Genomic DNA, 22,980 nt, shown 5'->3' with positions numbered 1-22,980 from the left:
CTTCAGGCCGCTCGCAGCCCTTCAGAAGTTCGTCCAAAAGTTCCTTGGAAATCGTCATCGTCCTTGCTCCTCTCAGGAAGCATGGACCAAAGCGCAGTTACACAGAAGATCGGACACTCTCTGCACAAATGCTGCTTTCTCTGACCCGGATCTTGTCGATCCTTTGCCCTTACTGTTCGGTGACCTCCTCACACTCCCGACGTACCGGTGCGGAATGGAAAGCGCAGTGTGCCTATGCCATCGCCGCCACCGGGTTCCGGTAATCCTCTTGTTTCGTCATCATGGCCCAGAGGGCACGCGCCATCTTGTTCGCCAACGCAATCGCGGCAACCATGCGTGGCTTGCGGGGCAGCAGACGCTTGAGCCAGCCATTGTTCGGCGTTCCAAACCGCTCGACCGCTTGAAGAACAGCCATCGCGCCGGAGACCAGAAGCGTGCGGATATCACGCTGCCCCATCTTCGATGTCCTGCCCAACCGAGCCTTGCCACCTGTCGAGTGCTGCTTCGGCACGAGCCCGAGTCAGGCGGCAAAGTCCCGCCCGCGCCGGAAGGTCGACAGATCAGGGGCGAATGTCTCGATCGCGAGCGCGGTGGCGGGTCCCATGCCTGGCATGGTTTGCGCCCGTCGTGCCAAGTCGGCCTCTTTGGCCGCGCATCTCATCTTCTAATCAAGCTCGGCAACCCGAGCATTCAGGCCGTCAATCTGCGCCAGGTACATCTGGCCCAGTTCGCGGACCTCGGCGGGCAACACCGTGTCGCTATCTTCAATCGCATCCGCAAGGCGCTTTAGCTGCGCTGTCCCCGTCGCCGCGACCAATCCATGCTCAGCGAGGTGCCCGCGCAAGGCGTTGATCATCTGGGTACGCTGGTCGACGAACATCTGCCGCGTGCGAAACAGCATCGCCCGGGCTAGCTGTGCTTCCGTCTTTACCGCGACGAAGCGCATGGTGGGGCGCAACGCCGCCTCGACAATCGCCTCGGCATCCGCCGCATTGTTTTTCTGGCGCTTTACGAACGGCTTCACTTAGATCGGCGGGAGCAAGCGCACATCGTGTCCCAACTTCTCAAACTCGCGGCCCCAGCCGTGCGCCGTGGCGCAAGCCTCCATGGCGATAACGCACTTGGGTTGCTGTGCGACGAACGCCAGCACCTGACCCCGGGAAAGCTTCTTGCGAAACACGACTGACCCGTCCTTGCACGCCCCGTGCAACTGGAAAACGCGTTTTGCCAGGTCAATGCCGATGATGGTAACTTCAGACATGGATATTCTCTCCTACGTTGATGGCTCAACACACATCACATTGGCACATTGCGATGCCGTCAGGAGGGAGCATCCACGCCATCAATAGAGCCGCCAGTCCTTCAAAGGACGAAAAGCGCGATGAGCGAGGCAAGCCCGACGCATAAGGCCGTTGGTAGCATGGGCGCTGTCCAGCAAGTAGTCATGCGGGGCGAACGGGAAGTTGCGCCGGCAAGCGGGCTTGTCGGTCAGTCGATGAGGCCGAGCGCGCGGGCCCGGGCGACTGCCTCGGCGCGGCTGTGGACCCCGAGCTTCTTGTAAGCGCGCTCTGCCAGTTGCTTCGCGGCTGCCCGTGAGATGCCGAGTTTCTCGGCGATGACCGCGAAGGTCAACGGAGTGGGCAGGTAGCGCAGGACCAGTGCCTGAGCCATGGTAATCGATGCTGCTTTGATGGTGGCGGCACCTTCTGCCACAGCCTCGGCGGCTGCTTCGTAGGCAGCGGCGGCGATAAGGCCGGCCGCAATCAAGGCGTCGACGGCCTCGTGGGCGGCTGCTTCCTCCACAAGCCCTGCAGTGATCAGCGCCTGTATGGCGCGAGCGGCAGCGGCACCACCGATCGCTTCGGAGGCTGCGATCGACTCAGCTGCATGGGTCTGTGCCGCCAGGGCTAGGAGCAATGCGTGGGCTTCGGCGGCTTGCACTGCCGCAATCTCCGTCGCTACCTGCTCCATCGCTGCGACTTCAGCGCCGACGAACAGCCCTGTTTCGGGCGTGAGGAATCCTTCGCCCAACAGTGTGCCACCGGTCTCGGCGATCACGTGGAACAGTGGCTGCGCCCAACCGTGCTCAATGAGCAGGAATGCGAGTGCCGTCCCTGGCGACAGGGACTCGATCAGTGCCCATGCGTCCGCCACCTCGAAGCCCGACGTGCCCTCGCCCACTGCGGTTTTCATGTGATGGGCAGCGTCGAGTGGGATGATGCTCGCCAGGAGAACACCGAAGTCCTCGCCGTCGCCGACGACCAGACGCTGGATCGTGCCGTCCTCGTCCTTAGCAACGAAGAGCATGTCGATGAGGCGCAACACTCCTCGACCTTGCAGTCGATCAACCTCGGCCAAAACCCGGACTTCGCCATCGGCGCCGGGACCGAAACCCATCGTGATCACCTGCAACGGACCATGCATCTATCAACCTCCACATCGTGATTGCCACATATCGCTGGCTTCCCAATCTGCTCGGATTGATGCAGATCAGTCTGGGCGCGATAACACTGAAGGAAGGTTCCTGTAGACTACTGGTCTTGCCAGTTCCCGGCCGCTTGTTGCTGAACGCGTGATCCCTTGCGGTTCTGGTGAAAAAGACTCAAACAGACGCTCGTGGTCTAGACACCCCGGAAACGCACCTCGGAAACCCAGATTGTTTAGGATCAATGCATTACGCCCCGGAATAGGTTAGACTCCAGTCGCGTTGCCTCCTATCCACACCGAGCAAATGAGCCCTTTTTCGCCAAGAGAAGCTCCCCCATGGATGATGGAAAGACTGTCTCGCTGGATCAAAGTCGTAGCCTCTCGAGACGTGCAATCCATTGTGGAGGTCCGCAAATCGCAGAAAAGCTGCCACGTGTGCGTTGGGGGCGATCCGAAAATCACCTCGAAATCTCCCCCGCCAACACAGCCCGGCCATGCACCGCCAAGATCGCAGCGAATCTCTGGCATCCGAACGGCCGGATCACGTCGATGACCCTGGTCTCGTAGCCAGCATGCTCGATCAAGCGACACAGGTCCGATGGGCGTTGATGATGTAACCGCCCTCCGACGGCTTCGATGTGCCAAGGTGGGTCTGCAACGAGTCACAAAGGAGAGCGGTTACATCATCAACACCGGTGCAAAGAGTAGCTTAAATTGCGCCAGATCCTGCCCAACGATCGGGGAGTAGCTCAGATTTATGGCGGGTATCCTGCGTTCTATCTGCAAAGAACCTATTGCAGCGTCTGCAAACACCTCCTCAAATCAGGTCCGCAACTGCGGACATATGTTATGTTGGGGGCATTATTGGGGGTTCCATAGCGGAAATTCAAAAAAATTTTATTAAAAAACATTATCTTGAGTTGTGAAATTGAGTCCCTTCAGCGCACCAAAGTCAAAGCACAGAAACCCAGAAAAATTGGTTTCTTCAGGTTTTTTTTTGTGTCTGGGTGCACGATTTGTCCCACAACTGGTGAAAATAACGTTTTCCAAGCACCCTTGGCGCCCAAACCGTTACAGCTCACCTAGACATTCGATTCGCAGCCCGGAGCGTAAGCGGGCACCGAAGGCTTCACCCGAAATTTAGTAACAAAGCCTTAACCGGTTCAACGCACTCGGCACCGCCGACATCGAGGCCGTTGCATGAAGCCGGAAGGGTGAGGGGAAACTTCATCCTCTATGGGATTAGAGCAACAACGCCTTTCTGGAGCATTCCCCAAATCCTTGTAGGGGACACTTGTGGACGCCGATTTCCCCGTTACGAAGGCAAAATTGCACCCGTTCACACTTTGTGTTGCCAGTATGACTATTGCGGCTTGAGATACTCAGACATTTGGTTGCCGCGCAGATACACCGAGCGATCTCATCACAAAGACGCGGTTGGATTTATCATTGATCCGCGCGCGCGCTTGCACCAGAGTCCGGCCTCAAAAGAGCTACCGCGGTAAGCGGCGGACAAGACGGAGCGCCGGGGCATGAACGAGCTTTTGCACATGCTGCAAAATCACCTCGCCAAAGAGGCCGTGGGCCTGATCGGCGGTGTCATCTTTTTTGGATCATGGATGTGGCAGGCTTGGCAGTCCCGTCAGGCAGGAACCCCGGTCGTCACGCAAAGCTTTTTTGCGATGCGTGCCACCGCGTCAGCACTGCTGACCGTTGAGGGGATCAGAACCAAGTCGCTTTCGATCACCCTCGTGATGGTCGCAACACTGCTGTTGATGCTGTACAACATCTACCTGATCCGCAAACGCGCACGCCGCGCGCAGACCGATCAGGCGGGATAAGACACAAGGGCTGTGCTGTCAGGCAGTGGCAAGCAGGCCGCCAGACCATCAAGCGTTTGAACGCTCAGACCACGACCCGAGACCGCCGCACGATACCGCGCGCGCTTGAAGTCATCGAACAAGATCCGTCCACCCGGGGCCAGACGCGCCAGCGCCTCGTCAAGACAGGCTTCGCGAGCGCGACCATCAATTACGATCAGGTCAAACTGGCCCGGCACATCGCGGATTGCGGCGACATAGTCGTCGAAAAACTGTCCTTCGAAACCGAACTTACCTGAGCTGATACGCCCTTTCGCTTGTGCGTCCACACGGGTCAGCGTCACATGACCGAACCCTGCGATCCGGGGGGCCACTACATCGGCCCAATCGCCGTCATGCTCGATCGAGATCACCTCGCCCGCGCGCTTGGCCAGCCAAACGGTGCTAGCACCCGATCCCCATTCAAACACCCGCGCACCGGGCTTTTCTGCCAGATACTGATCGACCGTGTCGATGGCATTAAAGGTCCACCAGGGCGTGTCGAGACGCACCAGATCGTCGATATCATAAATCGCGAAAAGCGAGCGGAACCAGCGCGCCCCACGCCCCTCGCGGCGTTCGAGCCAGCCAAGAAAACCGATCGAACCAAGCACTTGGCGCGCACCGCGCAGGACGGAGACGTAAGCAGAACGAATGGCTTGTTTCACAGCGAGCCCTCCGAAAGATGCGGTTGATTTTGCGCTACAGTTTCGTCGATGACGTATTTGTCGCTCTCTTTAAGACCCGAGGCTTGCAGCAATTCGGCCACAAGACCAACGCCCAGAATCTGGGTGCCCGTCACGGTCAGCAAGATGCCGATGAACAGCAAAGGCCGCGTGCCGATCGGCCCCATGCCCAGCAACCACAGCACCGAAAGATACGCGATAAAGCTGGTTCCCAGCAAAAACAGCGGCAGGCCGATCATCGCGAAGAAATGCAGCGGCCGCGACTGGTAACGGGTCAGCAATTTCACCGTGCCCAGATCGAGCAGCCCTTTGACCATGCGCATCATGCCATATTTCGACTGGCCATGTTCGCGAGCGTGGTGCTGCACGGTGATCTCGGTGCAGCGATAGCCCACGGCATGCAGTAGAGCCGGCGTAAACCGGTGCAGCTCGCCATACAGGTTTAGCCGCTTGGCGGCGCGGCGGGTGTATGCTTTGAAGCCGCAATTTATATCATGCAAGTCGATGTCAAACATGCTCGCGGTCATCCGGTTGAAGATGCGCGATGGCAGCGTCTTGCCGATTGGATCGTTGCGCGTCTGCTTCCAACCTGACACCACGTCGTGACCCTCCGACAGCTTTTCGAGAAAGCGCGGAATTTCGGCCGGATCGTCTTGCAGATCGGCATCCATCGTCACGACGATATCGCCACGGGCCTGCGCGATCCCCGCCGACAGCGCCGAGGCCTTGCCAAAATTGCGGGTAAACCGGATCAGCGTCACATTGCGATTGGCGCGCGCTAATTCGCTTGCGATCACATCACCCCCGTCACGACTGCCATCGTCGACAAAGATCATCTCCCAAGCGCGTCCGGTAGTACCCATGACATCACACACACGCGAGAACAGCGTCTCAAGCGTGGCGCATTCATCCAGAAAAGGCACAACGACCGACACGCTCGTCGCGGTCGATACCGTTGGTTTTTGTCCCTCATCAGCTACAAGTCGCAGGTCAAAATTCATTTACTCACCGTTCGAGTTCAAGCTGGTTTGTGTCTACCTCACTGAGTAATCTCTTTGCGAAACCGGTCAGAATTAAGACGGAAGAATGGCCAAAATGACGTCGAGTGAAGATGCAGCCCCCCAGAGAAGCTGGTGGATGGCGCGGGTTTTCGCGCTCATAATCGTGCCGTTGATCGGCGCCTATTCTTTGCTGGAGCCATTTGGCCGCGATCAGGGCATTCATGCAACAATCGCCTATGCGCTCGACAATGGCTTGGTCACCTATCGCGATGTGTTCAACATCAAGCCACCATTGACGACGGCGGTGCATTGGCTGTCACAGGTGCTGTTTGGCCATTCGATGATGGCGATCCGCGAACTGGACCTGATTTTTGCGACGCTGACCGCGCTTGGCTTGGTCGAGATCGGGCGGCTGTTGCGGCGCGGCCTGGCGTTCGGTTTCGCGGCCCCTGTGGGGTTTGCGCTGATTTATTACAGCTACGGATTTTGGGCGCATGCCCAGACCGATGGCTGGGCCGCGTTTCTCGTGGTGGCGGCGCTGTGGATGATGTTGCTGGGGTGGCGACGCTCCAAAGGCCGCGTGCGTCTGTGGCTTATGATCGGGTCTGGGGTGGCGCTGGGTTTGGCTTTCGGGCTCAAGTACACCATCGGTGGCGCTGGGGTTTTGATCTTTGCGCCCCTGATTGCCGGGCTGATCGGCCAAACGCACACCCGTTTTTTGCTGCGGGACCTGCTCGCCTGCGTTCTGGGAGGGCTTGCGGTTTTGGCCCTGATCATCGCCGTCATGGTGGCCTTTGGCGCGCTTGATCCATTCCTTGAGATCCAGTCTTTCATCGTCGGCTACGTCGGCTACGTCCCAAAGAACAAACCCGGCCTTCTATATGAATTCCTGCTGATTGGCATGTCATCGCCCTACCTGATTGCGACTGTGGCCGTCGGACTAATTGCAGCCGCGCTTGAATGGGCGGCCACGCGGCGGTCGCTGAGTCTGGTAGTGGCGCTGCTGTGGGTTCTTGCGGGTTGGGTGTCCGGGCATGTACAGGGCAAGGGGGCCAGCTATCACTTCTTGCCGATGTTACCAGTCTATGCGCTGTTGTTTGGGATCGCCATCGAGGCAATTGCGGGCCTACTGCGCAAACCCGCACATAGCCGCGCCTTTGTCATGCTGGCTCTGATCGCGCTGTATTTGCCAAGCCATGCCGCGAAGCTCGACAAGTACGGGCTGATCGCATTTGGGCAACCAGATCCGGCCAAAGTCTTTATCGCGGCCACGCCATCGTCATCGGATTTCGACCTTGCGGCGATTGTCGCGTTCGCAGATGTCGTCAAAGCGCATCGCAAGCCCGGCGATACTCTATTTTTATGGGGATATAGCACGATGCTCTATTTCCTGGCCGATGAACCGCCACGCTATCGCTACCCGTATTCTTGGCCATTCATGGTGAACTATTACGACGGTCGCTATACGCAAGATCTGCTCAATCGGTTGCGCGCAAACCCGCCTACACAATTCGTGCTCCAATCGAGAGATGCTACGCCGTGGGTCACTCAGAACCCGAAGAGTTCGGATGAAATGCTGGCCGAATATCCCGCGCTTACGGAGTTCTTGGCACAAAACTATCATCTCGTAGCCAAACAAGCGCGCTTTGCGCTTTACGAGCGGAATGACTGATAGCAACTGCGTCTGATCAGCGAACTGCTGCCGCCAAGGGATGCCGGTTTTGATGATTGCGTTGGTGATGGTCACCAGTCTGCGTGCGACTGCAATGATGACGAGTTTGTGTGGTTTTCCCCGCTCTTGAGACGTTTTGCGACCAGCTTCAGGACCGGGGCATGATAGGCGGCGGCGAGCGCAGCCTGAAACAGCACATGCCCTAGAGACCGACGCCCGCCCGCAATAGCTCTTCGACCTCTCATCGCTCCACTGTCGAGAGGAACCGGTGCCAGGCCCGTCACGGCCGCGGCTTCGCCTGCTGTCATCCGGCCGAGTTCGGGCAACTCGACGATTAACATTGCCGCAGAGACTTGGCCAATCCCTGTTATCGATCTGAGAAGCCCTGCCCTTGCGACAAAAATCTCCACCCGCGCGATGACATTTTCGATGCGATGTTCGATGTCATCAATCTGAGTATCGAGCACATCTTTCAGGTTGTTATCCATAGCTTCAACATCCGTAGGAACACCCTGTTTCTGTCGAGCTCCGATCTGGGCTGTGAGCCGCTTTATCCTGTTATGGATGCCCCCGGCTGTCCGCATAGCGATCTCTGATGATCAGCAAAGTTTCACAGCCTCGCTTGAAGGCCTTCCGTTTCCCTTAGCCCATCATCCCCTATGCCGTCTGGGCGTACCATCGGTTTGCCCTGAGCCTGCGCGATGTCGACAATTTGTTGGCCGAACGGGGCGTGATCGTCTTCCACGAAGAGAAAAGGGCATGGATCGTTTCAGATCCCCACGCCAAGCGCAGCGTTTTCTATCCGTCATGACCAGACCGCCACTATCTTTCGCCCAAAACGTCACCGCCTTTCCGCACCATCCTATCGCCACACTCGGGCTGGCGCATTCAGCCTACGGAATAACTATGCGGCTGAAATAGCTACCTAAACGGGACGCTGAGCCTGATCTCGTCGCAACATAACAACCTGACAAAGCCACCCAGGTTCGTCAGCCGATCGAGAGACCGAAAGTGGAGCCAAGCATCTGTGGGGTGGTGATTTCTCCGAGGCAACGAAAATGAGAATGCCCAAAAAAGAGCTTTCCTTCAGCGGCACCACTCTTTCAAAAACCTAATCTGTTAGAGTTCGCCCGCGAGCGGCGGTTCGGATAATTGTTCGTATGTGGCGGGATGGGTCCTGCGAGATTGCGTCGTGACGCGATCTCGTGGCGGAAATTCCCCCGTGTCTAGTTAGCAAAACTGACTGTCTTCACGCGGCCACAGTCCGGTTTCAGCATCATGCCCTCGATGTGGAAAAATGGACATCGCGCGGGATGCGTTTATAAAAAAATGCGTTCGGTTCGGAAAACGCGCACAGCGTTTCGCCAGATAGATAGACGAGGGATTGGTATGCGGATTGTAGTAATTGGAACCGGTTATGTCGGGCTCGTCTCGGGTGTTTGTTTTTCGGATTTCGGACATGACGTGGTTTGCGTCGACAAGGATGCCCGCAAGATTGACATGCTCAGAAATGGCAAAGTGCCGATCTTTGAGCCCGGCCTTGACCGGCTGATGATCCGCAATGTCGAAGCGGGTCGCTTGCGTTTCACGCTGGATCTGAACGAAGCGATGGAAGGGGCCGAGGCGGTTTTCATCGCGGTTGGTACGCCGACTCGCCGGGGCGACGGTCATGCGGATTTGACCTATGTGATGGCAGCCGCGCAGGAAGTGGCGCAGGTGGCCAAGGACTACATCGTGGTGGTGACGAAATCGACCGTACCGGTCGGCACGAATCGCAAGGTTCGCGATGTCATGGCGGCGACTGCGCCGGATCTGGATTTTGATGTCGCTTCGAACCCCGAGTTTCTGCGCGAGGGGGCGGCGATTGACGATTTCATGAAGCCGGATCGCGTCGTTGTCGGGGTTGAGACAGAGCGCGCGGCCAAGGTCATGGCGGAAATCTACCGCCCGTTGTATCTGCGCGAATTCCCGATCGTGGTGACCGATTTGGAATCGGCCGAGATGATCAAATATGCCGCGAACGCGTTTCTTGCGACGAAAATCACCTTCATCAACGAGATCGCAGCGCTTTGTGAAAAAGTGGGCGCTGATGTGAAGCAAGTCGCAAGGGGGATGGGACTCGATAACCGAATCGGCAAGAAATTCTTACATGCCGGGCCGGGATATGGAGGGTCTTGTTTTCCGAAAGATACCAAGGCTCTGGCCCGAATTGGCCAAGAAAATGCGTCCCCGATGCTGATCACTGAAGCGGTGATCAACATCAATGAGCAAGTGAAGCGCCGGATGGTCGATAAGCTGCTTGATTTGTGTGATGGATCGTTCAACGGCAAGACCATCGCGATCATGGGGGTGACGTTTAAGCCAAATACCGATGACATGCGGGACGCGCCGAGTTTGACGGTTGTGCCTGCGCTGCTGGGTGGTGGGGCCAAAGTACGTGTTGTTGATCCGCAGGGGCGTCACGAGGGTGAACATCTTTTGCCCGGCGTCGAATGGCTTGATGACCCTTATGCCGCGAGCGCGAACTGTGATCTTGTCGTGATCTTGACGGAATGGAACGAGTTTCGCGCGCTTGATCTAACCCGCATGGCCGGGGTGATGAAGTCGCCGCGCATGGCGGATTTGCGCAATGTCTATAGCGTAGAAGATGCCAAAAATGCTGGATTTGAGGCCTATAGCTCGATCGGGCGTCCCGGTATGGGGGCGTGATCTTTCGCGATTTTTGACGTCGGATTTTTCGGCTGATTTTGGGAGGCGCTTGCGCCTGAACCGCGTGCGCTTTGGTTAATGACATATTACCGCCTCGGGCGGCGGAACCAGAATTTATAGAGGAAGCTGCCTCATAACGTGCTGAATTGATAACAGTGCAAGAGGCCCTCTCTCATGTCGGACAGTTCCGTACGGCTCGATCTGCCTTTCATGCTGCCCAGTCAGGCGCAGAAACATGTCACCTATAATGAGGCGCTTCAGCGGCTCGATGTCTTGACGCAGCTGGTGCTTGAAGGGCGAGGGGCAACGATTCCGCCCGCCGTGCCTCAGGCTGGACAAATCCACGCCTTGGCGCCGATTCCACAAGGCGATTGGGCGGGCAAAGGCGGGATGCTGGCGCAGTGGACTGGCTTTGAATGGCTCTTCATCGCGCCGCAGGAAGGCTGGCAGGCTTGGGATCTGAGCACTGCCATGCAATGCATCTTTGTCGATGGGGCGTGGCAAGAAATCGCCACGACACTGCAAAGCCTGGATGGGTTGGGAATTGGCACCGATTGGGATGCGGCCAACCGGCTTGCGGTTGCGTCCGAATCCTCGCTGTTTACGCATGCCGGGGCGGGCCATCAGCTAAAGCTCAACAAGGCGAGCGAAACCGATACGGCATCACTTTTGTATCAAAGCGATTTCACGGGCCATGCCGAGATGGGGCTCACGGGAGACAATGATTTTCTTATCAAGGTCTCGGATGACGGGAGCACTTGGACCGAGGCCCTGCGGGTCGACACGCAGAGCGGCCAACTCAGCGGGGCTGCGGTACAGAGCAGCGCTGTCGATAAGACGCTCGGGCGGCTGATGACGGTCGGAGCCTTCGGGCTTGGCGAGACAGAGACTGCACCTGTCCTGAGTGATCTGGATGCGACAGACATCGCAAGCGGGCTTTATACTTGGTCCACCTCGGGGACAGGAACGCCACCGCTCGCAGTGAGCCTGTATGTGAAAGTCACGCGCTTCAACTCGTCCTTTTTCATAGAAGAGGTATCCCGCCCCTTTTTGGGCAAATCATGGGTACGAGAGTGGCGTGGGAGTTCTTGGACAGCTTGGGTGGAAATCTACAGCAATCTCTCAATTCTCGGCACTGTGTCGCAATCAGGCGGCGTCCCGAAAGGGGCCCTGATCGAACGCGGGTCAAATGCGAATGGCACCTATGTGCGTTTCGCCGATGGGACGCAGATGTGCTGGAAAGATAACACCGCCCTCACGACTGCGCCTGCTGTGTTCGTCGGGACGATCACGAAAACCGACGGAAACAAACTGTGGATCGGTCGCTGGTTCTAAGGAGTAACGCCATGAAAATTAACCTCTCCCCCGTTCGCCTTGATACGCTACTAGATCTGTCTGTCGCTGGCGATGTGCTAACCTTCAATGGCGAATCTCTGGACCTTTCAGCGATCCCCGAGGGGGCCACGCTGCCAGCAGATGCCGTGATGTCGGATTGGGTCGTAGGCCCCGTTACGCGCATCAATGGCGAATTAAGCCTGACCTTGCGCCTGCCATGTGGCCCGGACGCCCCCGAGGAGACGCGGTTTCCGCAGCCGATTACTGTCACCGAGGACGGTCCGATTATGTTGCCAGCTTACGCACTTGAGGAGATCAGCGAATGAGCATCCAATTTGACATGAGCAAGCTGATTACGGCAGACGCAAAGGCGACAGAAGCCAAGGCTCTAAGAGCTAGCGCGATCAAGGGTGAATGTGCGACGCGCATCACCGACATCTTGGATGGCAACACAATGACCAATCTGCAAAGCGCGGCGATCGTGGGGCTATTAAGCGGCGAAGAAATGGACCTATTTCGCAGCGCGCAGCTATGGATTTCAACGATGCTGACCGCGGCCCGAACAGCGATTGCCGAGGGGGGGGAGCCGATCTGGCCTGAAAGTCCCGATGGGCTTGCAGCGCTCGTGGCCAAATTCTAGTCACGCGCACGAAATCAGGCGCGTCTGCGTGCGGATGGATAGACTTGTGCACGGGGACGACGCCCCCCGCTCATCCTTCGGCGGGGCCGGGGCGCACGGCTCCTTTGGGAGCATCACCTGCGTTGAGAGGTAGCGCCGCGGCATCAAGCTTGAGCTTGGCTTGCCAGAAATCGAGCTGGGTCAGGTTGTCATATCCGCTGCGCCACGTTTTGCACAGGGAGTCGTGGTTTTGCCAAATCATCCACATCGCGCGCCAAATCGGCAGGCTGACTTTCAGCGCCCGGCGCATGGAATGGTGGACGGTGTAGCTACGTTTTCCACCATCACTCGAAATATAGGTGATTTGTGCGGCCCCCCAGATCGGGCGAATCTGGCCGCGCTTAACCGCAGCCAAAATGATACGGTTCCCAATCCGGCCAAAGCCAGGCAGGAGGTGACCGTTTAAAATGAGTTTCATAAGACTGCGCGGCACCCAACGATGCGGCGAAATCCAAGACCGCGGCGGCAAGCGATGTTGCACCTCGGTCTCTTCGGGTCGCCAGCGCTCTTGATCCGTCAGCGCGCCAATCTGCTGGCGTCGCACGCTCATATCTGCATTTTCGGCAAAAAAACTGGGTCCCGCCAAGGTATCTTGCAGCGCCAAGCCGATCGCTTCAAGCGTCTCATAATGGTGGGGCAGCAAGCTGCGGAAATAGAAGCGCAGCATCAGTTTAAAAATCCCTTTGCGTCCGATTTCCATCTCTGGCAGCGCGAAGTGATGCGCCAGATGGCTGCGCAGGTCGAGATAGACGGTGAGAGGAGACTCTTTCACCGTGAAATCTTCGTCCTGATACGACATGACGCCGGGCAAAGTGACGATGTTGAAATCATGCGCGAGGCTGAAGCTGACGTCATCTCCGCGCACGAAGAACGGGAAGGGCATGTGTTTCACTTCGGCGACCGGGAACGCGAAATACCACCACCCGCCGTAGAAATTATACGGCTGCCGGGCGGTGCTATCGAATTCCAGTTCAAGAACCTGCGCGATTTCACGCAGATCAAGATCAATATGCTGCGGCTGACAGATCTTGTTAAACAGTGCGCCATTCTCCCAGAGTTTCCAACGGTATTGCGCATTTGAAACGGCCCCGGCGACGGCGGTTTTCGGATCTTTCGCGTAGGCGAGAAACATCCATGTGCGCTCAATCGCAGCCATGTGGACAGCCGCATCATCATCCATGAACAAGCAATGGGATGCGCCGCGCCTTTGCGCCTCGATCAGCCCACGGGCGAACCCACCCGAGCCCCCAAGATTTTCATTCTCTATCAGGCTCACATGGTCCGAGCGCTCGATTGAGGCGCTTTGCCCGTTATCGACAATGGTGAGGTGAAGATTGTCTTGCAGCGGCGATGTCGCGATGAAGGCTTCAAACCGCTGCACGGTTCTTGCAACTGCAGCCTCACGCTTGAACGTGGTGATCGAGAGCATCAATTGGGGCGTGCATGTCGGGGCATCGTTGGTTTCCCAATGCGCATTGCGCAAGGTGCAATCATCGGCCAATGCCCGCAACTCGAAGTATAAAACACCGCGGGTGTCAAAGCTCATCAGTGGTTCGAGGGGCAGTCGGAAGGGCGTGCCATCTTTTAGCGAGATGATCTCATTGTAGAGCCGTTCAACGGAGCGTCCGGGCAAAGCCAGAGACACCACCAGTTCAAAAGTTCCAGTGCCATCCAGCGCCAGCAGCAACGAAGCAAGGGCGCAATTCTTATGCCACTTTCCAATATTGAACAGGTTGTAATAGGTGTCAAAACTGGCATGGCCGCCCTTGAGGAAGCGGATTTCTTGCGTCTTTTGCGAGTATGCCGCGGCATCGGAGAGCCGCATATAAAGATCACGTTCGGTGCAAAGCCCGAGCTCGGGCCAGATCAGGCTTTGCAAATTGGTCGCCTGTTCTGACATCAGTCTTTGCCTTTGATGGTGCCACTTTCAACCAACTGAACCAGCAGTGGCGCAACGATCCGATTGATCAGGGTCGCGCTATCTGAGGGAATTTGAAGCTTTGCGAGCGGTCTGTCGGACTTGGGCGGCGGATCCAGGAAAAGCGCGTCGCGATTGAAGTAGCGCTTGGCCACGGCTTGATTTCCCACCTCGTATTCGCTCAAAAGCTTGCGCCGCTGCCGGGGTGTCATCAACAGTTCGCTTTGTTTCCCGCTATTGCCCAGATGGGTTCGATCCACAGCTTCGAACGCCCGACGCAGAAGATCGCGCTCGGGTGGCTCAAATTGATCCAGCGGCATATGGCGCACAAACTCGACCATTTCTGCGGACATGGACGAGTTCACATGCGGAGGATCACTGAATCCCTGAAGGTCAGTAAGCCCGATCTGACGGCAGAAGTTCACGACCGGACCACCGGGCATCTGATCTTTCTCAAAGACACTCAACAGGATGTTTTCGGCACCAAACATGTTCTCGAGCATGCGGACATAGCGGTCGTAATGAATCCAGTGAAACGCCTCGCGCTGGGCCATAAATTCATCAAAGCTGCAGTGGCTTAGCGCCTTATTCCACTGCCATTTGATATTCTGGAAATACCAGCTTTCAAGCCACAGATCTTGCCTGCGCATCGAAAACAAAATCTTGACGTCGCAATGCTCTTTAAAGCCTTCAAGCGCGCTCAGATCATCGCGAATGCTGATATCCTCATCGCTCAGGACAATGGATTTGATCGGGTCTTTTCGCTCATCCGCGACCCGAGAGAGGTCTGCAGCGACTTCATCAGACTTCAATTTACCCGCAAAAATCTTGTTAATTAGGCGCTGATGTCGCGCGACGCGCAGAGGGTACAAAATGCCCTGAGCCTCGAGACGGTCCAAATTTTCATGCATAAATTGTTGGATTGACGTCGTTGCCGTGCGGTGGCTTCCAATATGGAGAAAAAGCTTTCTACGCATAGGTCTTTCTTACTTTTGAAGAGTCATAATGGGGAGCCGAAATGTCGGAAGTGGTCGCCTTGGATGTGACAGCTTTTCGGCATAACTTCAATTATTAGATCAAATCCGCGTGATGGGCGGGGGCTATGGGCAGCATCTTGCCAAATCATAAAACCTTGCGCGCTTGGCTAGCCAAGCAGTTCTCTCACCTTTCCAAGATAGCGCGAAACAAGCGTCTGCGCGGTCTCAGTCCGATCAGCTTCGGCGTAGCAGCGAAATTCGGGGGCATTTCCTGACGGACGCAGATGCACGACGCTCCCTCCCTCAAAGCGCACGCGCAGACCGTCCGTCAAATCCAAGTCGGTCTGGGCGGTTTCCTCGGCGAAAAAGGCTTGGCGTGCGGACGTGTCTTGCGCGAGTTGGGCAAGGAAAGCTTGCGCGGTCGCGCTGGCAATGCCGGCGATGCGGTCTGCGGCGGTGAAGCGTGGGGGAAGGGCTGCGACAAGGTCTGCCAAAGGCTGCCCGGCCGCGCGCGCCGTCACAAGCGGTGCGAGTATGGGCAGCAGGCAATCGCGCGTCATCAGGGGGGCGAGCGTCCCGGCGGGGCCTGCGGCTTCAAACCCCAGCAGGAAACCGCCATTGGCCTCGTATCCGACCACACGAGCGTTCGGGGTCTGGGCCCGCACTTGCTCCATCGCCTCGATGACAAAGGGCGAGCCGATCTTAGTAAGATGGATCGCTTCGAATTCAGGCATCTCGAAGATCATACTGTTCGAGGAGACCGGCGTGCAGATCACCTGCGCGCCAAGGCTGCGGGCCGTCAGCGCACCAAGCACGTCCCCCACAACGATGCGGCCCGTCGCATCGGCCACCATCGGACGATCCGCATCGCCATCGGTCGAGATGATCGCATCAAGCCCGTGTTCGCGACACCACCCCGACAGCATCGTGCGGGTTTGCGTATCAAGCGCTTCGGTATCGACGGGAATAAAAGTCTCGGAACGCCCCAGAGGAATCGCAGCGCCGCCCAACCCCTCAATCGCTGCAACCATCAGGTCGCGCGCAACTGAGCTGTGCTGATAGATCCCAATACGCATCCCCCGCAGCGCCTCGGGGCCATAGGCAGAGACGTAGCGCGCCAGATAGTCCGTTGCCGCCGTCGCGTCCTCGCGTTGAAAACCCGCGCTCACATTTGCGGGTTTGCGCCCGAGATGAGCGTTGATCGCGCGCTCATCTTCCTTGGAAATCTCGCCCGTGGGCACATAGAACTTTAGCCCGTTGCGATCGGCAGGAATATGGCTGCCCGTCACCATGATTGCAGCGTGACCTTGTGCCATCGCCGAAAGCGCCAGCGCCGGGGTCGGCAAAGCCCCGCAATCAATGACGCTCATGCCTTCGTCACGCAGGGCCGTGCGCACCGCTTGGGCGATGGCGGGCGAGGATGGGCGCAGATCGCGCCCCAAATGCACCGCGCCACCCGTTGGACAAGCCGCAAGAAATGCCCGGGTATAATCCCCCACAAGTGCGGGCGTCAGTTCGACAACAAGACCACGCAGGCCGCTGGTTCCGAATTTGGGCGCCATGAGTTCCTCCACTCGGTTGCGTGTGAGCCACGTCTGCTGACAAGCCTCAGTTGCGCGCGTAAACGTCTTCGTAGCGAATGATGTCATCCTCGCCCAGATAGGACCCGGTTTGCACTTCGATCAGGACCATTGGCACTTTGCCTGGGTTTTCCATGCGATGAACGGCACCAAGAGGAATATAGACCGACTGGTTCTCGCTCACGAGTCGCACGACGTCATCTGTCGTCACCTTGGCAGTCCCTTCGACCACGATCCAATGTTCAGAGCGGTGGTGATGAGACTGCAACGACAGCGCGCCGCCGGGCTTTACCACGATCCGTTTGACCTGAAAACGATTGCCAATCACGAGACTTTCAAACCACCCCCAAGGGCGATGGTCTTTTGGGAAATTCGTGGCTTGATGGGCATGCTTTTCCTTCAGCGCTGCGACCGCCAGCTTAACATCCTGCGCGCGTGTGCTGTCTGCGATAAGCACGGCATCCGGCATCGCGATCGCAATGATATTTTTCAGGCCGATCCCGACCACTTCCATCCCCGCATCCTCTGAGCGCAACAAGGTATCGTCGCAATCCAAAGCGGTCGCGTGCTCGGAGGTGACGACACCGCGCGCATCTGGATGGCTTTCACGCCAGACCGCGTCCCATCCTCCAAGGTCACTCCAGCCAGCGGCAAAGGGCACGACCGACAGGTTATCGGCCTTTTCCATCACCGCGTAATCAATCGAAATATCCGCAGCTTTGGCCCAAGGGTCTGGCGCCAAGCGCAAAAACCCCAAATCCGGCGCGCCTTGATCGACGGCTGCCTGCACGGGCGCGATCAATTCGGGCGCATAGGCGCGAAACGCGGCCAAGATCGTCTTGACCGAGAACAGGAAAATCCCGGCGTTCCAAAGATATTTGCCCGCTGCCACCATCTCTTGGGCGCGCTCTGTATTTGGTTTCTCGACAAAGCGGCGCAGGGCCAAAGGTCGCGCCGCAAAATCCTGCGGATCCTCAGCCAGTTCAAGATACCCATAGCCGGTTTCGGCATGGGTTGGTTTGATCCCGAAGGTCACCAACTGCCCGGCGCGTGCTGCCTCTGCCCCGGCAAGGGTGGCCGCGCGAAATGCCTTGGTATCGGGAACAACGTGATCGGAGGGCGCGACAAGCATCAGACCCTCGGGGTCGCTTTTCTCCAGCCAAAGCGCTGCCGCGAGAATGGCAGGTGCCGTGTTGCGCCCCTCTGGCTCAATCAGGATCGCCCCGGGATCAACGCCAATCTCTGTCAATTGCTCAGCGACGATAAAGCGGAAATCCGAATTCGTCAGCACCAAGGGTGGCGCAAAAAAGTCATCGCAAAGCCGCAAGGCCGACGCTTGAAAAAGCGTATTCTCGCCAACGAGGGGAACGAATTGTTTGGGATATGATTTGCGCGACAATGGCCAAAGACGCGTGCCAGATCCACCGCATAAAATGACAGGAGTGATCAATGGTCGGCCTTTCTGTTAGGTCTGCCGCCTTTGATATCTTATCAGATTGCCAGGGATTTCAAGTTTTATTCCGCTGCGCCAATCTGTGCGGGAGGACCATAGGTAGACAGTTTGATGATGGGATTGGGCGCTTACAGCCCGGATTTTACGTCCAGAGGGCCCAGAATACGGGCTAGAAGCCAAAAAACGCCCGTATTTCAGCCGTGTGCAGACTCTTCTCAGATAAAAATGCGTAAATTTCTGATAGGGTGAGGGCAGTTATGTCTTTCTCCAAAGCGAACATTCGAACCGCAGGAGATCACCAAGGCTTGCGGACCTCACTCCGCAGACGCGACGCAAAACAGACGAGGGATTGGTAAATGGTAAAAAAAGCACTGATTACGGGCGTCACGGGGCAAGACGGCTCGTATCTCGCCGAACTGCTATTGGAAAAGGGCTATGAGGTGCATGGCATCAAACGCCGCGCTTCGCTGTTCAATACGCAACGCATTGACCACATCTACGAAGATCCGCATTCGCGTCACACAAGCCTGAAGCTGCATTACGGCGACCTCAGCGACACCTCAAATCTAACGCGTATCTTGCGAGAAGTAGAGCCCGACGAGGTGTATAACCTTGGCGCCCAGTCCCATGTCGCGGTCAGTTTTGAAGCGCCGGAATACACCGCCGATGTCGACGCGCTTGGCACGCTGCGTATGCTTGAAGCGATCCGGTTTCTGGGTTTGGAGAAGAAAACCCGTTTCTACCAGGCCTCGACCTCGGAACTCTACGGTCTGGTGCGCGAAATTCCACAGACCGAAACCACGCCGTTCCACCCGCGCTCGCCCTACGCGGTTGCCAAGATGTATGCCTTTTGGATCGCGGTAAACTATCGCGAAGCTTACGGGATGTATGCTTGCAACGGGATTTTGTTCAACCACGAGTCGCCGCGCCGAGGCGAGACCTTTGTGACGCGCAAGATCACACGCGGCTTGTCCAATATCGCGCAAGGGCTCGAACCCTGTCTGTACATGGGCAATATCGACAGCCTGCGCGACTGGGGCCATGCCAAAGACTATGTGCGCATGCAGTGGATGATGTTGCAGCAAGATGAGCCGGAAGATTTTGTCATCGCGACGGGCAAGCAATATTCGGTGCGCGAATTCATTCAGTGGAGCGCGGCAGAATTGGGCCTCACGCTGGAATTTTCGGGCTCTGGCGTGGATGAGATCGCAACCGTTTCCCATATTGAGGGCGACAAAGCCTCGGCGTTGAAGGTGGGGGATGTGATTATTCGGATCGACCCGCGCTATTTCCGGCCCGCCGAAGTAGAGACGCTGCTGGGAAATCCCGCCAAGGCGAAACAGAAACTCGGCTGGGAGCCAGAGATCACCGCGCAAGAGATGTGCGCCGAGATGGTGGCCGAAGATTTCAAAACCGCGCGGCGCTACGCTTTGCTCAAGGCGCATGGGCTGGAGCTGCCGGTCAGTCTGGAATGATCGACGCGGGGCAGCCCCGCCCCGTTTCAGGACGAATAGGCGCATATCCCAACTCAAGATATTGGAAGGCAGAGCCATGACCAAAATCTATATCGCTGGCCATCGTGGCATGGTGGGAGGCGCCATTTTGCGCCAACTCGAGGCGCGCAAAGCGGCTGGCGAAGACCTTGATCTGATCACGCGAACCTCGTCCGAGCTGGATCTGACCAATCAGGCGGCGGTGCATGATTTCATGCAAAGCGAAACGCCCGATCAAGTGATCCTCGCCGCAGCAAAGGTCGGCGGGATCGTCGCTAATAACAGCTATCCTGCGCAGTTCATCTACGAAAACCTGATGATCGAATGCAATGTGATCCATCAGGCCTATGCCGCGGGGGTGCAGCGCTTGCTGCAATTGGGCTCATCTTGCATTTACCCCAAATTGGCCACCCAACCGATGGCAGAAGATGCGTTGCTGACGGGCACATTGGAGCCCACCAACGAGCCCTACGCGATCGCGAAAATCGCCGGAATCAAGATTTGCGAAAGCTACAATCGGCAATATGGCACCGATTACCGCTCGGTCATGCCAACCAATCTTTATGGGCCAGGTGACAATTTTCACCCTGAAAACAGCCATGTTCTTCCGGCTCTGATTCAACGGTTTCACAATGCTGCGCGCGATGGAACGTCCGAGGTTGTCGTATGGGGGTCAGGCAAGCCGATGCGGGAATTCCTGCATGTCGATGATATGGCCGAAGCGTCGCTGTTCGTGCTGGGTCTTGATCGCGCGATCTATCGGCGCGAAACGCAAGAGATGCTGAGCCATATCAACGTCGGCTCAGGCAGCGATGTCACGATCCGTGAACTGGCCGAAACCGTCGCCAATGCGACCGGCTTTACTGGCAAGATCAGCTTTGACGCCACAAAACCCGATGGCACCCCGCGCAAACTTATGGATGTCTCACGGCTTGCCCGTCTTGGCTGGACGGCCAAAATCGGCCTGCAAGAGGGCATCCGCGAGACTTACAAATGGTTCTTGGCTCAAGAGCGGCCGAATCTTCGTACGAAGTAAATCGACCGCAGAGATCATAAAGGACGCTCACCGATTTTTACCGATGAGCGTCTTTTAAGCGGTTTGGTGCCTTACAAAGGCGAGGTCGCGAAAGCAGGCAAGTCGGTTCCTTTGGCCAAGAAGGCCTCAGCGGTATCGAGCGCTTCGCGGATCGTCACGTCCATGTCGAGATATCGGTAGGTGCCCAAGCGCCCAACGAAGGTGACGCCCGAAGTATTCTCGGCGAGCGCGACATATTCGGCCAGCAGGGCTTTTTCCTTCACCTGACGGATCGGGTAGTAGGGGATATCCTCGGGTTCGCAGGCGCGCGAAAACTCGCGGTAGCAGACCGACCCCTCATGGCTTTCCCAAGGAGAGAAATGCTTGTGCTCGGTGATCCGGGTGAAGGGCACGGTCTCTTCGCCGTAATTCATCACCGCGCAACCCTGATAATCGCCCTCATAGGTGAAGCGTTCGAAATCGAGCGTTCGATAGCCAAGCCGACCCAGCTCATAGTCGAAATAGCCATCGAGCGGTCCGGAATAGAAGACGTGGTCATAGTTGCCCGCCATATCGCGGGTAAACCGGGTGTTCAGATGCACCCTAATACCCGGATGATCGAGGATGCGCGCCACCATCTCGGTATAGCCATTCTCGGGCATGCCCTGGAAACGATGGAAGAAATAGTTGTCGTCATAGTTGAAGCGCACCGGCAGACGTTTGAGGATCGCGGCGGGCAGTTCGGTGGGCGACACACCCCATTGCTTGATCGTGTAGCCTTTGAAGAACGCCTCATACAGATCGCCGCCGACGAAACGCATCGCCTGCTCTTCAAAGTTCTGCGGCTCGGCAATGCTGGTATCGGCCTGCGTTTCGATGAAGGCGCGCGCCTCATCCGGGCGCATCGTACGATTGTAGAACTGGTTGATCGTGTGCAGGTTGATTGGCAGTGAAAACACCTGCCCGCCAGAAGTCGTCTTCACGCGGTTTTTGTAGGGCATAAAAGTTTCAAAGGAGTTGACGTAATCCCAGACCTCGGCGTCGTCGGTGTGGAAAATATGCGGGCCATAGATATGCACCATAACCCCGGTCTGCGCGTCACGCTCGGTATGGCAATTGCCGGCAACATGCGCGCGGCTGTCGAGGATGGTAATGCTGTGACCAGCTTCGGCCAGTTTGCGACCAATCACGGCACCGGAAAGACCAGCCCCAACAAGCAATATATTCACGCCCAGCTCCTTTTAAATTGGCTTGAAAAACGTGTTCCTACCGATGCTGAAAAGACAAACCGATAGGAGCGCCCATAGCCAAGCCCTCAAAGCACTATATCTTTGAGCGCACATTGACGCGAGTCATAACCGCATTCATTCGCCAAAAGGTTGTAGAAAGATGCCGTAGCGGAAACCTGCCACTGAACTTTCATCCAGTCGCGATCGGAGCCGAGTTGGTGTTTGCGCCATTTGGCGTAGGTTGAGCAATTGCTCGCCGCGCAGGGCTTTCATCTCGCGCGAGACGAGGCGGGCGATTGTCGTGGTTCGGGCATGGTCATCCGGGGTCTGGTAGACCAACACCGAATTCGGGTGTTCGGTGTCGTGGTCAGAAGCCCAAGCCGCGATCCCGAAGTGGGCAAGGCCCGAGTTGTGGAACATGGTTTCGTTGAGCAGTTCAACGCGCATGCGCCAGTTGAAACTTTCCACGAATCCGTTTTGCATCGGCTTGCCCGGCGCGATGTAGGGCCATTCGATCCGGCGTTCGATCAGGGCCGTCAGTTCACGCGCCACACGGTGTCCTGAGGTAGAGATGTCAGGGGGCGCAGAGAGGCACTTCCGGGTGGCATCATCAACCACGTTGAGCCCCCGGAAACGCTGGCCACTGGCTAACTGATCTTGGTCCATCCTCAAGCTCGGAAGACCTCTAACCGCAAGTGGAGGGAAAATCCCGTGGCACCAGCTACTTTGTTTTGTGTAAGTTTATCGCTCGAACAACCAAAAGCGGCGCCCTTATTGGGCGCCGTTTTTGTATTCTTTTTGGATTGTTTATAGAGATGTTTTTGTTATCGCTTCTTACTAGGTTTGGCGGTGACCTACTCTCCCACGTCTTAAGACGCAGTACCATTGGCGCGACGGCACTTAACGGCCGAGTTCGGGATGGGATCGGGTGTTTTGCTCGTGCTATG

The 22,980-nt window shown here is 57.0% G+C and carries 17 protein-coding genes, 1 rRNA gene and 3 pseudogenes; 9 read left to right on the top strand and 12 right to left on the bottom strand.

Features of this window, described 5'->3' with window-relative positions:
- Window positions 1–232: 232 nt before the first annotated feature.
- Both AB4874_RS19035 and AB4874_RS19030 read right to left on the bottom strand, forming a co-directional pair.
- Window positions 233–1,261 (bottom strand): annotated as a pseudogene (locus AB4874_RS19035) (IS110 family RNA-guided transposase).
- A 227-nt stretch (window positions 1,262–1,488) separates the two neighbouring features.
- Complete coding sequence (locus tag AB4874_RS19030) at window positions 1,489–2,424, bottom strand: sigma factor-like helix-turn-helix DNA-binding protein (RefSeq protein WP_368393179.1); 936 nt, start codon at window positions 2,422–2,424, stop codon at window positions 1,489–1,491.
- A gap of 1,535 nt (window positions 2,425–3,959) precedes the next feature.
- Between AB4874_RS19030 and AB4874_RS19025 the strand changes: the two genes are divergently transcribed.
- Window positions 3,960–4,268, top strand: a complete 309-nt coding sequence (locus tag AB4874_RS19025) for a hypothetical protein (RefSeq protein WP_368393178.1) — start codon at window positions 3,960–3,962, stop codon at window positions 4,266–4,268.
- On the opposite strand, the gene AB4874_RS19020 is transcribed toward AB4874_RS19025, so the two are convergent.
- Together AB4874_RS19020 and AB4874_RS19015 are read right to left on the bottom strand one after the other, a co-directional pair.
- Window positions 4,256–4,954: a class I SAM-dependent methyltransferase gene (locus tag AB4874_RS19020; protein WP_368393177.1), complete on the bottom strand. Its 699-nt coding sequence runs from the start codon at window positions 4,952–4,954 to the stop codon at window positions 4,256–4,258. The two genes, AB4874_RS19025 and AB4874_RS19020, sit on opposite strands and share 13 nt — an antisense overlap.
- Entirely contained in the window at window positions 4,951–5,973 is a 1,023-nt protein-coding gene (locus AB4874_RS19015; RefSeq protein WP_368393176.1) for a glycosyltransferase family 2 protein, read from the bottom strand. The genes AB4874_RS19020 and AB4874_RS19015 overlap by 4 nt, the downstream gene beginning before the upstream one ends.
- 85 nt (window positions 5,974–6,058) lie before the next feature.
- Here AB4874_RS19015 and AB4874_RS19010 point away from each other — a divergent pair, with 85 nt between their 5' ends.
- Window positions 6,059–7,645, top strand: a complete 1,587-nt coding sequence (locus tag AB4874_RS19010; RefSeq protein WP_368393175.1) for an ArnT family glycosyltransferase — start codon at window positions 6,059–6,061, stop codon at window positions 7,643–7,645.
- A gap of 71 nt (window positions 7,646–7,716) precedes the next feature.
- On the opposite strand, the gene AB4874_RS19005 is transcribed toward AB4874_RS19010, so the two are convergent.
- Window positions 7,717–8,133 (bottom strand): transposase, encoded by a 417-nt coding sequence (locus AB4874_RS19005; protein WP_368393174.1) that lies wholly within the window; start codon window positions 8,131–8,133, stop codon window positions 7,717–7,719.
- 161 nt (window positions 8,134–8,294) lie between these two features.
- On the opposite strand from AB4874_RS19005, the pseudogene AB4874_RS19000 reads away from it, so the two are divergent.
- The 5 genes and pseudogenes from AB4874_RS19000 to AB4874_RS18980 all read left to right on the top strand — a co-directional run bounded on the left by AB4874_RS19000 (window position 8,295) and on the right by AB4874_RS18980 (window position 12,329).
- Window positions 8,295–8,574, top strand: a pseudogene (locus tag AB4874_RS19000) (hypothetical protein).
- 460 nt (window positions 8,575–9,034) lie between these two features.
- On the top strand, window positions 9,035–10,354 hold the full coding sequence (locus AB4874_RS18995) for a UDP-glucose dehydrogenase family protein (protein WP_295530194.1): 1,320 nt from the start codon (window positions 9,035–9,037) through the stop codon (window positions 10,352–10,354).
- A 174-nt stretch (window positions 10,355–10,528) separates the two neighbouring features.
- Window positions 10,529–11,689: a DUF2793 domain-containing protein gene (locus AB4874_RS18990; protein ID WP_368393173.1), complete on the top strand. Its 1,161-nt coding sequence runs from the start codon at window positions 10,529–10,531 to the stop codon at window positions 11,687–11,689.
- An 11-nt stretch (window positions 11,690–11,700) separates the two neighbouring features.
- Window positions 11,701–12,015 carry a hypothetical protein gene (locus AB4874_RS18985; RefSeq protein ID WP_368393172.1) on the top strand — a complete coding sequence of 105 codons (315 nt, stop codon included), beginning with the start codon at window positions 11,701–11,703 and terminating at the stop codon, window positions 12,013–12,015.
- Complete coding sequence (locus AB4874_RS18980) at window positions 12,012–12,329, top strand: hypothetical protein (protein ID WP_368393171.1); 318 nt, start codon at window positions 12,012–12,014, stop codon at window positions 12,327–12,329. Before AB4874_RS18985 ends, AB4874_RS18980 begins: the two co-directional genes overlap by 4 nt.
- A 70-nt stretch (window positions 12,330–12,399) precedes the next feature.
- Here the strand turns inward: AB4874_RS18980 and AB4874_RS18975 are convergent, their stop codons facing one another.
- From AB4874_RS18975 to AB4874_RS18960, 4 genes are all read right to left on the bottom strand, one after another.
- The gene (locus AB4874_RS18975) at window positions 12,400–14,268 is read right to left on the bottom strand and encodes a glycosyltransferase family protein (protein WP_368393170.1); all 1,869 of its coding nucleotides are present in this window, start codon (window positions 14,266–14,268) and stop codon (window positions 12,400–12,402) included.
- On the bottom strand, window positions 14,268–15,263 hold the full coding sequence (locus tag AB4874_RS18970; protein ID WP_368393169.1) for a hypothetical protein: 996 nt from the start codon (window positions 15,261–15,263) through the stop codon (window positions 14,268–14,270). Before AB4874_RS18970 ends, AB4874_RS18975 begins: the two co-directional genes overlap by 1 nt.
- Window positions 15,264–15,430: 167 nt before the next feature.
- A complete protein-coding gene (locus AB4874_RS18965; protein WP_368393168.1) occupies window positions 15,431–16,825 on the bottom strand; it encodes a phosphomannomutase in 1,395 nt (464 codons plus the stop codon).
- A 46-nt stretch (window positions 16,826–16,871) separates the two neighbouring features.
- On the bottom strand, window positions 16,872–18,293 hold the full coding sequence (locus AB4874_RS18960; RefSeq protein WP_368393167.1) for a mannose-1-phosphate guanylyltransferase/mannose-6-phosphate isomerase: 1,422 nt from the start codon (window positions 18,291–18,293) through the stop codon (window positions 16,872–16,874).
- A gap of 359 nt (window positions 18,294–18,652) precedes the next feature.
- On the opposite strand from AB4874_RS18960, the gene gmd reads away from it, so the two are divergent.
- Both gmd and fcl read left to right on the top strand, forming a co-directional pair.
- Complete coding sequence (gmd, locus tag AB4874_RS18955; protein WP_368393166.1) at window positions 18,653–19,771, top strand: GDP-mannose 4,6-dehydratase; 1,119 nt, start codon at window positions 18,653–18,655, stop codon at window positions 19,769–19,771.
- A gap of 76 nt (window positions 19,772–19,847) precedes the next feature.
- On the top strand, window positions 19,848–20,825 hold the full coding sequence (gene fcl / locus AB4874_RS18950; RefSeq protein WP_368393165.1) for a GDP-L-fucose synthase: 978 nt from the start codon (window positions 19,848–19,850) through the stop codon (window positions 20,823–20,825).
- Window positions 20,826–20,896: 71 nt separating this feature from the next.
- Here the strand turns inward: fcl and glf are convergent, their stop codons facing one another.
- The 3 genes and pseudogenes from glf to rrf form a co-directional block, all read right to left on the bottom strand.
- A complete protein-coding gene (gene glf, locus AB4874_RS18945; RefSeq protein WP_368393164.1) occupies window positions 20,897–22,033 on the bottom strand; it encodes a UDP-galactopyranose mutase in 1,137 nt (378 codons plus the stop codon).
- 190 nt (window positions 22,034–22,223) lie between these two features.
- Window positions 22,224–22,744, bottom strand: a pseudogene (locus AB4874_RS18940) (integrase core domain-containing protein); the annotation flags it as partial.
- Window positions 22,745–22,874: 130 nt separating this feature from the next.
- Window positions 22,875–22,980 (bottom strand): 5S ribosomal RNA (gene rrf / locus AB4874_RS18935); the annotation flags it as partial.

It is taken from the genome of Thioclava arctica, from assembly GCF_040892615.1.
Taxonomy (GTDB): Bacteria; Pseudomonadota; Alphaproteobacteria; order Rhodobacterales; family Rhodobacteraceae; genus Thioclava; species Thioclava arctica.
This window is presented reverse-complemented; position numbering and strand designations above follow the sequence as displayed.

Coding starts and splice junctions, on each gene's coding strand:
- AB4874_RS19025 (WP_368393178.1), top strand. CDS start 3,960: ATGAACGAGCTTTTGCACATGCTGCAAAATCACCTCGCCAAAGAGGCC.
- AB4874_RS19015 (WP_368393176.1), bottom strand. CDS start 5,973: ATGAATTTTGACCTGCGACTTGTAGCTGATGAGGGACAAAAACCAACG.
- AB4874_RS18985 (WP_368393172.1), top strand. CDS start 11,701: ATGAAAATTAACCTCTCCCCCGTTCGCCTTGATACGCTACTAGATCTG.
- AB4874_RS18995 (WP_295530194.1), top strand. CDS start 9,035: ATGCGGATTGTAGTAATTGGAACCGGTTATGTCGGGCTCGTCTCGGGT.
- AB4874_RS18965 (WP_368393168.1), bottom strand. CDS start 16,825: ATGGCGCCCAAATTCGGAACCAGCGGCCTGCGTGGTCTTGTTGTCGAA.
- gmd (WP_368393166.1), top strand. CDS start 18,653: ATGGTAAAAAAAGCACTGATTACGGGCGTCACGGGGCAAGACGGCTCG.
- AB4874_RS19030 (WP_368393179.1), bottom strand. CDS start 2,424: ATGCATGGTCCGTTGCAGGTGATCACGATGGGTTTCGGTCCCGGCGCC.
- AB4874_RS18970 (WP_368393169.1), bottom strand. CDS start 15,263: ATGCGTAGAAAGCTTTTTCTCCATATTGGAAGCCACCGCACGGCAACG.
- AB4874_RS19010 (WP_368393175.1), top strand. CDS start 6,059: ATGGCCAAAATGACGTCGAGTGAAGATGCAGCCCCCCAGAGAAGCTGG.
- AB4874_RS19005 (WP_368393174.1), bottom strand. CDS start 8,133: ATGGATAACAACCTGAAAGATGTGCTCGATACTCAGATTGATGACATC.
- AB4874_RS18975 (WP_368393170.1), bottom strand. CDS start 14,268: ATGTCAGAACAGGCGACCAATTTGCAAAGCCTGATCTGGCCCGAGCTC.
- fcl (WP_368393165.1), top strand. CDS start 19,848: ATGACCAAAATCTATATCGCTGGCCATCGTGGCATGGTGGGAGGCGCC.
- AB4874_RS18990 (WP_368393173.1), top strand. CDS start 10,529: ATGTCGGACAGTTCCGTACGGCTCGATCTGCCTTTCATGCTGCCCAGT.
- AB4874_RS18980 (WP_368393171.1), top strand. CDS start 12,012: ATGAGCATCCAATTTGACATGAGCAAGCTGATTACGGCAGACGCAAAG.